A 13,718-nucleotide genomic window follows, 5' to 3' on the forward strand; every position below is an offset into this window, starting at 1 on the left:
CATGCCCGCATACCCTCGGGAAGAACTGGAACGCATGGTCCAGCACTGGCTGGACGAGAACGAGCGCTGCGAAGGGCTCGGCGACTGGAAGCCGCTCGCGCAGCTCTACACCGAAGACGCCACCTACGGCTGGAACACCGGGCCCAACGAGGACTTCATGACGGTGGGGCGCGACGAGATCCGCGACATCGCCCTCGGCGTGGAGATGGAGGGCCTGCGCGGTTGGAGCTACCCGTACCAGCGGGTGCTCATCGACGACGTCAAGGGCGAGGTGATCGGCTTGTGGAAGCAGATCGCCGACGCGAAGCGGCCCGACGGAAGTCCGTACCAGGTCGCCGGCATCGGCGGCAGCTGGTTCCGCTACGGCGGGAACATGCGGTGGTCGTGGCAGCGGGACTTCTTCGACTTCGGCAACGCCGCGCACCTCTTCCTGGAGATGATCAAAGCGGACGCGCTCTCGCCCGGGATGAAGCAGCGCATGGAGGTCGCCGCGTCCGGCCTGCCGCAACCCGGCCACTACCGCAAGGGCACGGCACCGGTCGAGCTGTGGTGACCTGCGAACAACGGGAGGAACCATGAAGATCGTGGTCGACTTCGACCTGTGCGAGGCCAACGGCATGTGCGAGGCCGTCGCACCGGACGTCTTCGAGATCGACGATGACGACAACCTCAACATCATCGCCGAGCCCACGCCCGAGCTGCGGGATTCGATCGAGCAGGCGGTGCACTCCTGCCCGAAGGCCGCCCTGTCGTTGGAAGACTGAGATCATGCCGAAAGCACGTCCCCCGCAGTTGGATTCGCCGATCGTGGGCAAGGTCATCAAGGTGGCCTCGCGGGCCAACACCCGGTTGTACCGCGCCACCGGCGGGCGGTTGGGCGGCAACTGGCGCATCGGCGCCGGCTTCCGCAAGAGCGTCCCGATCTGCCTGCTGACCACCACCGGCCGTCGCAGCGGCCGGCCCCGCACCGCTCCCCTGCTGCACATGCCCGACGGCGACCGGGTCATCCTGGTCGCCTCGCAGGGCGGCCTGCCCGAGCACCCGGCCTGGTACCACAACATCACGGCGAACCCGGAGGTGACGGTCCAGGTCAAGCGCGACATCCGCCGCATGCGCGCCCGCACGGCGAGCCCGGAGGAGCGGGCCGAGCTCTGGCCCCGCTTGCTGGAGGTCTACGCGGACTTCGACGACTACCAGTCCTGGACCGAACGCGAGATCCCAGTGGTCATCTGCGACCCCGCCTGACCGGCCACCTTCGAATTTCGCGCGAAATTCGAGTCGAAAGTTCTGGACTCGAATTTCGCGCGAAATTCGAAAACCCTAGTCCTGTCGGGTGATGTTGAGCTTGGTTGCGAGGCGGTGGAAGTACTCCGCGATCCACTGCTCGCCCTTCTCCGGGAACCCGAAGAGGACTTCGGTGACGCCGAGCTCTTCCCAGCGGGCCAGCGCGTCGAAGTCGGGCTTGCCCGACAGCGCCACGATCTGGGGCTCGCCCTCGCGGCCCGCTTCCTTCCAGGTGCGCTGGAGGAGGGCGACCTTGTCGTCGATCTCGCCCTCGGTGGGGGTGGTGATCCAGCCGTCGGCGGAGCGGGCGATCCAGCCGAACGTCCTCTCGGTCCCGCCCGCACCGATGAGGACCGGCGGCCTCGGCTGCTGGACCGGCTTCGGCCAGGCCCAGCTGGGACCGAAATCGACGTGCTCACCGTGGTATTCGGCTTCCTGCTCCGACCACAGCTGCTCCATGGCCTCCAGGTACTCGCGCAGCACGGTGCGGCGCTGGGCCTTGGGCACGCCGTGGTGGGTCAGCTCGTCGATGTTCCAGCCGAACCCGGCTCCCAGGCTCACCCGACCGCCGGAGAGGTGGTCCAGCGTGGCGATGGTCTTGGCGAGGGTGATCGGGTCGTGCTCCACCGGCAGCGCCACGGCGGTGGCGAGCCGGATCCGCGAGGTCACCGCCGCGACCATCGACAGCGCCACCCACGGGTCCAGGGTTCGCAGGTAGCGGTCGTCGGGGAGTTCCCCGGTGCCGGTGCCCGGGTGCGCGGCCTCGCGCTTGATCGGGATGTGGGTGTGCTCGGGCACCCAGAAGGAGTCGAAACCCGCCTCTTCAGCGGCTTTCGCGGCAACCGCGGGTGCGAGACCGCGGTCGCTGGTGAACTGCACGATGCCGTACTTCATGAGCGGTCCTTTTCGCCGAGGATCTTCTCGATGCGCATGGTGAACTTCGTGCCCAGCGGCCAGCCGACGTAGTGCGTCATGAACAACCCGATCTCGCGCAGCTGCTCGGCGTCCAGCTCCTCGTTGCCCAGCGCCGCCCGCACCTGGATGTCGGCGACGTCGTCGAGCCCCTGAGCGGCCAGCGCCCCCAGCAGCAGCAACCGCCGATCGCGGAGGCTCAGCCCGGGCCGGGACCAGATCTCGGCGAAGAGGTGGTCGACGGTGACGGCGAAGAAGTCACCCGGCCCGTCGGAGACCTCCCAGCCGTAGACCTCGCCCATCTTGGCCAGGCCGCGTTGTCGCTGCTCGTCGCTCATGCGTCCTCCTTCGCCACGCCGAGTCCGGCCGCCAGGTCGCGCAGCGCCCGCTCCCCCAGCGGCAGCTCGACGCCGAGCCGCTCACCGAGCCGCAGGGCCAGCGCGAGGTCCTTCTCGCCGAGTTCGCTGACGTTGCGCAAGATCGGGTACCAGTTGTCCGAGGGGTCCAGCTGCGCGGTGTCGCCGCGCAGCATGATCGCTCCGGGCCCGCCGGTGATGGCGTCGGTGTGCCGGACGATCTCGCCGAGCTCGCGCAGGTCGATCCCGGCGGCTTCGGCGAGCCGCTGGGCCTCCGCGGCGGCGGTGAAGGCCACGAAGTGCACCAGGTTGCGGGCCAGCTTGCAGCGGGTTCCGGCGCCGACCTCGCCGGCGTGCACGACGAGTCCGGCCCAGTGCTCGAAAACGGCTTCGCAGCGCTTGAACGCGTCCGCCGAGCCGCCGACCATGACGGCCAGGCCCGCCCGATCGGCACCGACAGCACCGCCGCTGACCGGCGCGTCCACCACCGACACCCGGTGCAGCGCGGCCAGTTCCGCGAGCCGGGGCGCGGTGTCCTCGCCGATCGTGGAGTGGATGGCCAGGACCGTCCCCTCGGCGGCCCCGGCGAGCAGCCCGTCCGGGCCGCACACCACCTCCTCGACCTGCGCGTCGTCGCGCACCATCACCGAGATGACGTCGGCCTGGCGGGCGACCTCCTTCGGAGAGGTGGCCCCCCGCGCACCTCCTTCGACGAACGTCGCGACGACCTCCGGGCGGACGTCGTGGACGACGAGGCCGTCCGGCCAGGTCAGCAGCTTGCGGGCCATCGGAGCACCGATCTGTCCGAGCCCGACGAATCCGACCGCGCTCACGAGCGGATCACCTGCCCGCCGTCGACGTTGAAGATCTGCCCGGTGACCCAGCCCGCTTCCTCCGACAGCAGGAACAGGCACATCCCCACCAGGTCCTCGGGCTGCCCCATGCGCTTGAGCGCCATGCCCTTGACGATCGCCTTGACCATCTCCGGCGGGGTGGTCTCGCGGGTGGCCTCGGTGTCGATCGGGCCGGGCGCGATGGCGTTGATCCGCACTCCCATGCCGCCGATCTCGTGCGCGAGCTGCTGGGTGAGCCCGTTGACCGCGACCTTGGCCAGCCCGTAGAAGCCGGAGTAGACCCAGGCGGCTGTGGAGGACTGATTGACGATGGAACCGCCGCCGCGTTCCTGCATGTGCGGCAGGCAGGCCCTGGTGCACAACAGCGCGCCGTCCACGTTCACGCCCAGGAACTTCTTGTAGTAGTCCCAGTCCACCGTGCACAGCAGGTCCAGCTTCATGCCGCCGTAGATGGCGGCGTTGTTCACCAGGTGGTCGATGCCGCCGAACCGCTCGACGGCGAAAGCCGCCATCGCGGCGGTGGATTCCGGTGAGGAGACGTCGACCTCCACGAACGCGGCGGTGCCGCCCTCGGCGTTGATCTCCTGAGCGACCTTCTCACCGGAGGTCGTGTTGAGGTCGGCGACCACGACGCTCGCGCCCTCGGCCGCCAGCGCTCGCGCGTAGGCCTCACCGATGCCTTGCGCGGCCCCGGTGACCACCGCGACCTTGCCTTCGAAACGCCCCATTGCGTCCTCCTGGGAATGGTTGAGGAATCGCGCTGCTCGGCGGTGCGGGTGGCCGAGACCCCCGAGGGGAACGACTCCTGGCCTGCCTAGGCCGGTTCGGCGATCAGCTTCGTCTCCAGGTACTCCTCGAACCCGGCCACGCCCATCTCGCGGCCGATGCCCGACTGCTTGTAGCCGCCGAACGGGGCGTCGGCGCCGTACCAGACACCGCCGTTGATGCCGACCGTCCCGGTGCGGATGCGCGCGGCCACTCCGCGCGCCCGCTCCAGGTCCTGGCCGTGCACCGCGCCGGAGAGCCCGTAGGGCGAGTCGTTGGCGATGCGCACGGCGTCGTCGTCGCCGTCGTGCGGCAGGATCACCAGCACCGGGCCGAAGATCTCCTCGCGCGCCACCCGGGATTCGTTGCTCAGCCCGGTGATCAGCGTGGGTTCGACGAAGAAGCCGCGGTCGCGCTCGGCCCGGCCACCGCCGCAGGCGAACTCGCCGCCTTCTTCCTCGGCGAGTGCCAGGTAGCTCTCCACCCGGTCGCGCTGGCGGGCGGAGATCAGCGGCCCGCACACGGTTCCGGGATCGTCGGGGTCCCCGACCCCGACGCCGCGCAGCGCCTTGGCCGTCAGCGCCACCGCTTCGTCGTAGTGGGCGCGGGGCACGAGCAGTCGCGTGGTCAGCGCGCAGCCCTGCCCGGCGTGGGTGCAGACGGTGAAGGCCGCGAGTCCGCAGGCCGCGCCCAGGTCGGCATCGTCGAGCACGACGAACGCCGACTTCCCGCCGAGTTCGAGGAAGGTCCGCTTGATCCCGGGAGCACCGGCGGCCATCACGGCACGTCCGGTGGCGGTCGATCCGGTGAACGACACCAGGTCGACCCGGTCGTCGGAGGACAGCTGCGCGCCGAGGGCGTGGTCGTCGGAGGTGACGATGTTGACCACGCCGGGCGGGATGTCGGTCTCGTTCAGCAGGATCTCGCCGACCGCGGCCGCGCACCACGGGGTGTCCGGCGCGGGTTTGAGGACCACGGTGTTGCCGGCGGCCAGCGCAGGTCCGAGCTTGGCGAGGTTGATCTGGTGCGGGAAGTTCCACGGCGTGATCGCCCCGACGACACCGACGGCTTCGCGCCGGGTCCAGCGCCTGCTGGGCATCCCCATCGGTTCGGCGACGCCGAGGTCGTGGGTCCACTCGTACCCGGCGGCGATGCCGGCGAAGTGGGCGACGTCGGCGATCGGGGCGTCGAGCTGGGCGCCGTGGGTGAGGAAGCGCGGTGCTCCGACCTCGGCGATGGTGAGTTCGCGCAGCTCGTCGGCGTGCTCACGCAGGGACCGGCTGAGCTGTTCGAGGCAGTGGACGCGCAGGTCGAGGTCGCGCGACCACTCGGTTTCGTCGAAGGCCCTGCGCGCCGCGCCGATGGCGCGGTCCATGTCGGCGGCGGTGGCGTTGGCCGCGGTGCCGAGCACCTCTTCGGTGGCGGGGTTGGCGGTGTCGAACCGCCCCCCTGATCCGGGGGCGGGTTCGCCGTCGACCAGCAGGGTCGAGGCCTTGTCGGTCCAGACGCTCATCGGCAACACATCCGGTTTCTAGACACGTGTCAAGACTAAGGTCCACGTTTCCGGCCCACAAGGTCCGCGCCCAATAGAACCGGTTTCCTCCTCCCTGCGAAGCTCCCGTTGACACAGCATAATCGAGCCGTAGAACATGTTCTAGATATACGGCGCACGAGGGGACCACCGGATGACCGACGAGAGACCAGGCACGACCTCCCCACCGGCGGCTGGACACGCCCCGGTCCTCCCGGCGATCCCGGCCGAGACGACCCTGCTGGCCGCGCGGATCCGCGAGCTCGTCGAGGCCGGCGTGCACACCGACGTCGCAGCTGAGGACCTGCGCGCCGCCGCCGAGCACGTCACCGCGGCCACCGAGCTGCTGCGCGAGCGCACCCGCGAGGAGCCGCTGCTGCTGTCCTACCTGGACGGCAACCAGGTCAGCGTGCACAACCCGGTCGAGGGCCCCGGCAACCCGCTCGCGCCGCCCATGGTGGGCTTGGAGATCGACGAGTCCGGGGCGACTTCCTCGACCGCGCTGCTCGGCGCGGCCTACGAGGGACCGCCCGGGCGCGTGCACGGCGGCTGGGTGGCCTCGCTGCTCGACCACGCCGTGGGCCGGGCGGTGGCGGTGGCGGGCCATCCGGCGATGACGGTGTCGCTGACCGTGGACTACCGGCGCGGCACCCCGCACGGCGTGCCGCTGACCATCAACGCCCGGTTCACCGGCAAGGAAGGCCGCAAGGTCTTCGCCACCGGCGAGATCGTCGCCGACGGCGAGACCACCGCCGAGGCCAGCGCGATCCTGGTGACCTACTGACCAGCGAGGAGACTTGCGATGCCTGAGTTCCACCGGCTGCGGGTGGCCGAGGTCGTCGAGGAGACGGCCGACGCCCGCTCAGTGGTCTTCGACGTCGACACCACCCGCTTGCCCTACCGGCCGGGTCAGTTCCTGACGCTGCGGATCCCCAGCGACCGCTGCGGTTCGGTGGCCCGCGCCTACTCCTTGTCGAGCTCACCGGTCACCGACGGACGGCTGGCCGTCACGGTCAAGCGCACCGAAGACGGCTACGCCTCGAACTGGATCTGCGACAACGTCGCCGCGGGCACCGAGATCGACGTGCTGGAACCGGCCGGGGTGTTCACCCCGAAGTCGCTGGAGGACGACCTGCTGCTGTTCGCGGCGGGCAGCGGCGTCACGCCGATCATGTCGATCCTGAAGTCGGCGCTGGCCACCGGGACCGGCCGGGTCGTGCTCGTCTACGCCAACCGCGACGAGAAGTCGGTCATCTTCGCCCGCGAGCTCACCGAGCTCACCGCCGCGCACCCCGGACGCCTGCTGGTGCTGCACTGGCTGGAATCCGTGCAGGGGCTGCCGAATCAGGACGCGTTGCAGTCGCTGGCCGGCGCGTTCCCGGAGCACGACGCGTTCATCTGCGGACCGAAGCCGTTCATGGACGCCACGCGGAAGGCGCTGCGCGAAGCCGGGTTCCCGAAGTCGGCCATCCACCTGGAGCGCTTCGCCTCGCTGGCCGGAAACCCCTTCGACACCGCGACCCCGGCCGAGCCCGCCGAGGCGCAGACCCAGCCGGAGGACTCGGTCGTGGAGGTGACGCTCGACGGCGAGGACCACACGTTCACCTGGCCCGCCGACAAGCGGCTGCTCGACCTCCTCAAGGAGAACGGGCTCCCGGCGCCGTCCTCCTGCTCCGAGGGCATCTGCGCGGCGTGCGAGTGCCGGGTGACCGAAGGCGAGGTCACCATGGTGAACAACCAGGTCCTGGAGCAGGAAGACCTCGACGAGGGCTACGTCCTGGCCTGCCAGTCCCTCCCGAGAACCCCCAAGGTCAAGGTCGACTACGACTGACGATCGGGTGCGGAGCGGCCCGGTCACCGCCGCAACCCGCAACCTCATTACGGCGGTGACCGGGACCGAAACCCGGATTACCGCCGTAATCGTGGACCCGATTACCGGAGTATTCGGGTCACCCCCGTCGCGTCAGGAGGCCTTCGCGGCGGCGAAGTGGCCCGCGCGGCGGCCGGAGTACACGCAGTCGGCGATGGACAGGCCGCTGACGCAGGACTCCGAGCAGATGCCGGAGGCGTTGCGCCCGGCCGCCTTCTGGTGCGAGGTGCCGCCGGCGAGGACGTCGACCTCCTCGTCCCACTGCCCAGACCTCCGCAGCCTCCAGGTACATGCAACAAGTTCTCACTGTCGCACCGCCGTTGTGATGACGGAAATCGCGCGGAACCGTAGCATCGGGGCCATCAAAACTATAACCTGTTTCAGTATCGCGAGGCCCACATGGAGGTGCCATGACAGAAGCGACCTTCGATGTCGTCGTGGTCGGCTCCGGCGCCGCCGGGATGACCGCCGCGCTCACCGCGGCGGACCGGGGGTTGTCGGTGCTGGTCGTGGAGAAGGACCGCTACTTCGGCGGCTCCACCGCGCGTTCCGGCGGCGCCGTCTGGGCCCCGCACAACGAGGTGCTGCAGCGCGCGAAATCCGGGGACAGCCCGGAGAAGGCCGCGACCTACCTGCGGCACCTGATCGGCGACGAGATCGCCGCCGATCGGCGCGAAGCGCTGCTGTCGCACGGTCCCGACATGGTCTCGCTGGTGCTGCGCCGGACCCCGCTGAAGCTGAAGTGGATCCCCGGCTACTCCGACTACTACCCGGAGACCCCCGGCGGCATCCCCGAGGGCCGCACGCTGGAACCCAAGCCGTTCAACGGCAAGCTGCTCGGCGACGAGCTGGCCAACCTGCAACCCCCGTACCTGCCCGCGCCGGCCGGGATCACGGTCACCGCGGCCGAGTACAAGTGGATGAACCTCATCGCCCGCCACCCGCGCGGCATGTTCACCTCCGCCAAGGTCGGCCTGCGCCGGGTGGTCTCGCTGGCCACCAAGCGCCCGCTGCTCGCGCTGGGCCAGGCCCTGGCCGCCGGCCTGCGCGCCGGACTGCTGCGCGCGGACGTGCCGGTGTGGCTCAACAGCCCGCTGACCGAACTGCACGTCGAGGAGGGCGCGGTCACCGGTGTGCGCGTGCAGCGCGGCGACGAGGAGGTGCTCGTCCGCGCCCGGTGCGGCGTGATCATGGCGGCGGGCGGTTTCGAGAAGAACGAGCGGATGCGCAAGCAGTTCCAGCGCGAGCCGATCGGCACCGACTGGACCGTGGGCGCCGAGTCCAACACCGGCGACGGCATCGAGGCCGGTCAACGGCTCGGCGCGGACGTGGACCTGATGGACGACGCGTGGTGGGGCCCGTCGATCCCGCTCCCCCGCGGCCCGTACTTCTGCCTGTCCGAGCGCAACCTGCCCGGCTGCATCCTGGTCAACGCCGCGGGTCAGCGGTACGTCAACGAGGCGACGCCGTACGTCGACGCGGTGCACGCGATGTACCGCGGGCACGAGACCGGGGTGTCGCACATCCCGTCGTGGCTCGTCGCCGACCAGCGCTACCGCAACAACTACACCTTCGCCGGACTGCCGCCGCGCCAGCGCTTCCCCGGTCGCTGGTACAAGGCCGGGATCGTGCACACCGCGCGGACCCTCGACGAGCTGGCGGCCAAGATCGAGGTGCCCGCCGACCAGCTGCGCGCGACCGTGCAGCGGTTCAACGGCTTCGCGGAGAAGGGCACCGACGAGGACTTCCGCCGCGGTGAGAGCGCCTACGACCGGTACTACGGCGACCCCCGGTTGCCCAACCCGAGCCTGGCTCCGCTGGAGGTCGAGCCGTTCCACGCGATCAAGATCGTGCCCGGAGACCTGGGCACGAAGGGCGGGCTGCGCACCGACGCCCGCGCCCGGGTGCTGCGGGAGGACGGCTCGCCCATCCCCGGCCTCTACGCCGCGGGCAACGCGAGCGCGGCGGTGATGGGCTCCACCTACGCAGGAGCCGGAGCGACGATCGGCCCGGCCATGACCTTCGGCTACGTGGCCGCCTTGGACCTCGTGGCCGAAGCCGAGAACTGACCGGACGCACAAGCACGGGCAGTTCCGGCGAGGACTGCCCCGTAAGGAGGCGGGATGACCGCGACGGAGACCGAGCAGCCGCATTGCCTCGTGGAGCAGCGCGGGGGCGTGCTGGTGGTGACCATGAACCGCCCGAGCGCCAAGAACGCGCTGTCCGGCGAGATGATCAAGATCATGATCGAGGCGTGGGACCGGGTCGACGACGACCCCTCGATCCGGGCCTGCGTGCTCACGGGTGCGGGCGGCGCCTTCTGCGCCGGTGCCGACCTCAAGAGCATGAGCAACAACCACCCCGGCGACCAGCACGCGCAGGGCGCGTTCAACCCCGCCAAGATCGAGGGCCTGCTCAAGGGCCGCCGGCTGACCAAGCCGCTCATCGCCGCGGTGGAGGGGCCCGCCATCGCGGGCGGCACCGAGATCCTGCAGGCCACCGACATCCGCGTGGCCGGTGAGAGCGCGCGCTTCGGCGTCTCCGAACCGCGCTGGGGCCTGTTCCCGCTGGGCGGCTCGGCCGTACGGCTGACCCGGCAGATCCCCTACACGGTGGCCGCCGACCTGCTGCTGACCGGACGCCACATCAAGGCGCCCGAAGCCAAGGAGCTCGGGCTGATCGGCCACGTCGTGCCGGACGGAACAGCTTTGGACAAGGCGCTCGAACTCGGCGAGATGATCACCGCCAACGGCCCGCTGGCCGTGCAGGCGATCCTGCGCACCATCCGGGAGACCGAGGCGATCCCCGAGGAGGAGGCCTTCGCCATCGAAGCCCAGCACGGCATCGGCGTCTTCATGAGCGAGGACGCCAAGGAAGGCCCGAAGGCCTTCGCGGAGAAGCGCAAGCCCGACTTCCAGGGCAAGTGAGCCGACGAGGGGCGTCTGAAATCCAGGACGCCCCTCGTGATCGGTTCAGCAGCACCGGTTCGCGACATCCGTCGTTGCAGAGTCAAACGTCCCCGCACTGGCGCGAGGTGCACGTATGCAGAGTCGCTACGCAACGCTGACCCGACCACGTCTGGCAGCGCTGCTGCCGGAACTGCTGCTGGCCGGGCAGTTGATCGACCGATCGGCCATGGCCTGGTGCATCTCGTCGTTCGGCCGCGAGGAGATGACGCGCATCGCCATCGAGGAGTGGATGGCGGCCAGCCCGATCTACACCCGCCGGATGCAGCGGGCGCTGGACTACTCCGGCGACGACGTCGTCACCATCTTCAAGGGGCTCCAGCTCGACATCGGTGCTCCGCCGCAGTTCATGGACTTCCGCTACACCGTGCACGACCCGTGGTACGGCGAGTTCCAGCTCGACCACTGCGGTGCGCTGATGGACGTCGAGCCGATGGGCGAGCGCTACGTGCGCGCGATGTGCCACGACATCGAAGACCCCACCTTCGACGCCACGGCCGTGGCCACCAACCCGAAGGCCCAGGTCCGGCCGCTGCACCGGCCACCCAGGACACCCGCCGACCGGCGGCCGCACTGCGCGTGGACGGTGATCATCGACGACGCGCACCCGCCGGTCTCCCCCAGCCAGGACTGCCTGGCGCTGCGGGAATCCCGGGCCGCGAACCTGGAACTGTCGGCCATCGACCCGGCCGAGGACGGGCGCGGTGACTACACCGGGCCGCTGCTCAGCGACCTGGACTTCGCCGATTTCAGCACCTCGGCCCTGGTGCGCATGGCCGACGAGGTGTGCCTGCAGATGCACCTGCTCAACCTCGGTTTCGTCCGCGCGGTGGCGAGGCGGACCGATGATCCGCGGGAGATCTGCACCAAGCAGCTGGTGGGCATCGCCGGGCTGGCCGCCGAGCGGATCCACCGGGCCCTGGACCTGCCCGGCGGCGTCGAAGGCGCGCTGCGGGTGCTGGAGCTGCATCCGCTGCTCAACCCGGCGAACTACGTCGTGGCGTCCCAGGACTCCGAGTCGATCACCGTGCGGCCCGGCCCCGCGCACGCCGACGGCGCGTGGATCTCGTTGTGCGGTCCCGGTTCCACCGCCCCGCTGCAGGCCGTGGTGCGCGCGGTGGACCCCCGGCTGGACGTGGTGGTCGAGGGCACCGAGGACTCCTGGACCGCGCGCATCATCCGCGGCGAGGAACCCGCCGCTGAGTTCGACGAGGTGGCCGTGACCCGGATCAGCACCGGGTCGAACTTCACCTTCCAGCCCCGAAAGTCCATTCCGATCATGCCTGTTCGGTGAGGAGCGGCTTCAGATGACGGGAACGAGCTTCAACCTGTCCGCGGTCTTCCAGACGGTCGCCGAGGCGGTCCCGGACCAGGAGGTGCTGGTCTGGGGCGAGAAGCGGTTCAGCTACGCCGATCTCAACGCGCGCGTCGACGGGGTCGCGCACTACCTGACCCGGCAGGGCTTCGGCTGCCACACCCCGCGCGAACAGCTCCCCGGGCACGAGTCCGGGCAGCACCACGTCGGCCTCTACCTGCACAACGGCAACGTGTACTTGGAGGCGCTGATCGGCGCGCTGCGCGCCCGCGCGGTGCCGTTCAACGTCAACTACCGGTACGTGGCCGAAGAACTGCTGTACCTGTTCCAGGACGCCGGGGCCGAGGCGCTGGTGTTCCACTCCGCGTTCGCGCCGCAGGTCGCCGAGATCCGGGACCGGTTACCGGGTGTGCGCCTGCTGATCCAGGTCGACGACGACAGCGGGAACCCGCTGCTCCCGGGCGCCGTGCCGTACGAGTCCATCGTGGACGCACCGGCTCCCGAGGTGCTGCCGGAGCCCTGCGGCGACGACCTGTACCTGCTCTACACCGGTGGCACCACCGGGATGCCCAAGGGCGTGATGTGGCGGCAGCACGACGCCTACGTCGGTGCCATGGGCGGCACGCCGTTCGGCAGCTCCGAGCCCTACCGCTCCTACGAGCAGATCGCCGAGGCTGCCAGGCAGGGCGGCGGCGGTATGCGGCTGATCATGACCGCGCCGTTCATGCACGGCGCCGCGCAGTGGTCGACCTTCCACATGATCACCCAGGGCGGTGCGATCGTGCTGCCCTCCGACGCGAGAACCCTGGACTGGCCGGACGTCCTGCGCACCGTGCAGCGGGAGCGGGTGGTCAGCGTCCCGGTCGTCGGCGATGCGATGGCCCGGCCGATGGTCGCCGAGCTGGAACGCGGCGACTACGATCTCTCCGGCGTGTTCGCGGTGCAGAACGGCGGGGCTCCGCTGACCCCGACGGTGCGCGCGCGGTTGCAGGCGCAGCTGCCGAACGTGCTGTTCGTCGACACGGTCGGATCGTCGGAGACCGGCATCCAGATGAGCCAGGTCGCCGACGGCAACGGCACCGAGACCGGCGTTTTCACGCCGGACGGCGACACCACGGTCCTCGACGACGACCTCACCCGCGAGCTCGCCCCCGGCGAGGGCCAGGGCTGGCTCGCCCGCCACGGCCTGGTTCCGCTGGGCTACCTCGGCGACGCCGACAAGACCGCCCGCACGTTCCCGGTCATCGACGGCCGGCGTTTCAGCGTCCCCGGGGACCGGGCGATCCGCCTGGAGGACAGGCGAATCCAGCTGCTCGGGCGGCAGAGCATCACCATCAACTCCGGCGGGGAGAAGATCTTCGTCGAGGAGGTCGAACGCGCCATCGCCGCCCACCCGGCCATCGCCGACGTCGTCGTCACCGGACGCCCCTCGGAGCGCTGGGGCAGCGAGGTGGTGGCCATCGTGGAACTCCTGGAGGACCACGAGGCCTCGGACGAGGCCCTCCTCGCCGAAGCCGCCCACCACGTGGCCCGCTACAAGCTCCCCAAAGCCATCATCAGAGTCCCCCAGATCCAACGCTCCCCCAGCGGCAAAGCCGACTACCGCTGGGCCCGCCAACAAGCCACCACCGCGGCTCCCACCCCCTGACCACCCGACCAGGCGACCCATTCGAACTTCGCGCGAAATTCGAACGCGAACTTCGCGACTCCAATTTCGCGCGAAATTCGAATCCCCACCACGCGCGGGCGCGTATGCCCTGTTCAGGGCGTTGTGTTCGAATTTCGCGCGAAGTTTGAATCGGGGGTTTGGGCTCGGATTTCGGGTGAAGTTGGGATCATCGGGGTTTCGGGGGTCACCCGGGTGG

14 protein-coding genes are annotated in these 13,718 nt (G+C 70.0%); 9 read left to right on the plus strand and 5 right to left on the minus strand.

Annotated features, from left to right (window positions below; genetic code table 11):
• Nucleotide 1 precedes the first annotated feature (1 nt).
• The 3 genes from E1181_RS15245 to E1181_RS15255 are packed head-to-tail and all read left to right on the plus strand — an operon-like array spanning nucleotide 2 to nucleotide 1,245.
• Nucleotides 2-553 carry a Cif family virulence factor gene (locus E1181_RS15245; protein ID WP_132675299.1) on the plus strand — a complete coding sequence of 184 codons (552 nt, stop codon included), beginning with the start codon at nucleotides 2-4 and terminating at the stop codon, nucleotides 551-553.
• Nucleotides 554-575: 22 nt separating this feature from the next.
• Nucleotides 576-764, plus strand: coding sequence for a ferredoxin (locus E1181_RS15250; protein WP_132675301.1), 189 nt, complete (start codon nucleotides 576-578; stop codon nucleotides 762-764).
• A gap of 4 nt (nucleotides 765-768) precedes the next feature.
• Nucleotides 769-1,245 (plus strand): nitroreductase family deazaflavin-dependent oxidoreductase, encoded by a 477-nt coding sequence (locus tag E1181_RS15255; protein WP_132675303.1) that lies wholly within the window; start codon nucleotides 769-771, stop codon nucleotides 1,243-1,245.
• A gap of 75 nt (nucleotides 1,246-1,320) precedes the next feature.
• Here E1181_RS15255 and E1181_RS15260 read toward each other — a convergent pair whose 3' ends face one another.
• From E1181_RS15260 to E1181_RS15280, 5 genes are all read right to left on the minus strand, one after another.
• Nucleotides 1,321-2,178, minus strand: coding sequence for an LLM class F420-dependent oxidoreductase (locus tag E1181_RS15260; RefSeq protein WP_132675305.1), 858 nt, complete (start codon nucleotides 2,176-2,178; stop codon nucleotides 1,321-1,323).
• Nucleotides 2,175-2,534 carry a carboxymuconolactone decarboxylase family protein gene (locus E1181_RS15265; RefSeq protein ID WP_132675307.1) on the minus strand — a complete coding sequence of 120 codons (360 nt, stop codon included), beginning with the start codon at nucleotides 2,532-2,534 and terminating at the stop codon, nucleotides 2,175-2,177. The genes E1181_RS15260 and E1181_RS15265 overlap by 4 nt, the downstream gene beginning before the upstream one ends.
• The gene (locus E1181_RS15270) at nucleotides 2,531-3,385 is read right to left on the minus strand and encodes an NAD(P)-dependent oxidoreductase (protein ID WP_132675309.1); all 855 of its coding nucleotides are present in this window, start codon (nucleotides 3,383-3,385) and stop codon (nucleotides 2,531-2,533) included. Before E1181_RS15270 ends, E1181_RS15265 begins: the two co-directional genes overlap by 4 nt.
• A complete protein-coding gene (locus E1181_RS15275) occupies nucleotides 3,382-4,134 on the minus strand; it encodes an SDR family oxidoreductase (RefSeq protein WP_132675311.1) in 753 nt (250 codons plus the stop codon). The genes E1181_RS15270 and E1181_RS15275 overlap by 4 nt, the downstream gene beginning before the upstream one ends.
• An 86-nt stretch (nucleotides 4,135-4,220) precedes the next feature.
• Nucleotides 4,221-5,684, minus strand: a complete 1,464-nt coding sequence (locus E1181_RS15280; protein WP_132675313.1) for an aldehyde dehydrogenase — start codon at nucleotides 5,682-5,684, stop codon at nucleotides 4,221-4,223.
• A gap of 172 nt (nucleotides 5,685-5,856) precedes the next feature.
• Here E1181_RS15280 and E1181_RS15285 point away from each other — a divergent pair, with 172 nt between their 5' ends.
• From E1181_RS15285 to E1181_RS15310, 6 genes are all read left to right on the plus strand, one after another.
• On the plus strand, nucleotides 5,857-6,486 hold the full coding sequence (locus E1181_RS15285) for a PaaI family thioesterase (protein ID WP_132675315.1): 630 nt from the start codon (nucleotides 5,857-5,859) through the stop codon (nucleotides 6,484-6,486).
• An 18-nt stretch (nucleotides 6,487-6,504) separates the two neighbouring features.
• The gene (locus tag E1181_RS15290; protein ID WP_132675317.1) at nucleotides 6,505-7,533 is read left to right on the plus strand and encodes a ferredoxin--NADP reductase; all 1,029 of its coding nucleotides are present in this window, start codon (nucleotides 6,505-6,507) and stop codon (nucleotides 7,531-7,533) included.
• 449 nt (nucleotides 7,534-7,982) lie between these two features.
• Nucleotides 7,983-9,641, plus strand: coding sequence for a 3-oxosteroid 1-dehydrogenase (gene kstD / locus E1181_RS15295; protein ID WP_132675319.1), 1,659 nt, complete (start codon nucleotides 7,983-7,985; stop codon nucleotides 9,639-9,641).
• A 54-nt stretch (nucleotides 9,642-9,695) separates the two neighbouring features.
• Nucleotides 9,696-10,499 (plus strand): crotonase/enoyl-CoA hydratase family protein, encoded by an 804-nt coding sequence (locus E1181_RS15300; protein WP_132675321.1) that lies wholly within the window; start codon nucleotides 9,696-9,698, stop codon nucleotides 10,497-10,499.
• A gap of 115 nt (nucleotides 10,500-10,614) precedes the next feature.
• Nucleotides 10,615-11,832 (plus strand): hypothetical protein, encoded by a 1,218-nt coding sequence (locus tag E1181_RS15305; protein ID WP_132675323.1) that lies wholly within the window; start codon nucleotides 10,615-10,617, stop codon nucleotides 11,830-11,832.
• Nucleotides 11,833-11,845: 13 nt separating this feature from the next.
• Nucleotides 11,846-13,501 (plus strand): acyl-CoA synthetase, encoded by a 1,656-nt coding sequence (locus E1181_RS15310; RefSeq protein ID WP_132675325.1) that lies wholly within the window; start codon nucleotides 11,846-11,848, stop codon nucleotides 13,499-13,501.
• The last annotated feature ends 217 nt before the right edge of the window (nucleotides 13,502-13,718 follow it).

The sequence above is a fragment of the Saccharopolyspora terrae genome (genome assembly GCF_004348435.1).
GTDB lineage: Bacteria > Actinomycetota > Actinomycetes > Mycobacteriales > Pseudonocardiaceae > Saccharopolyspora > Saccharopolyspora endophytica.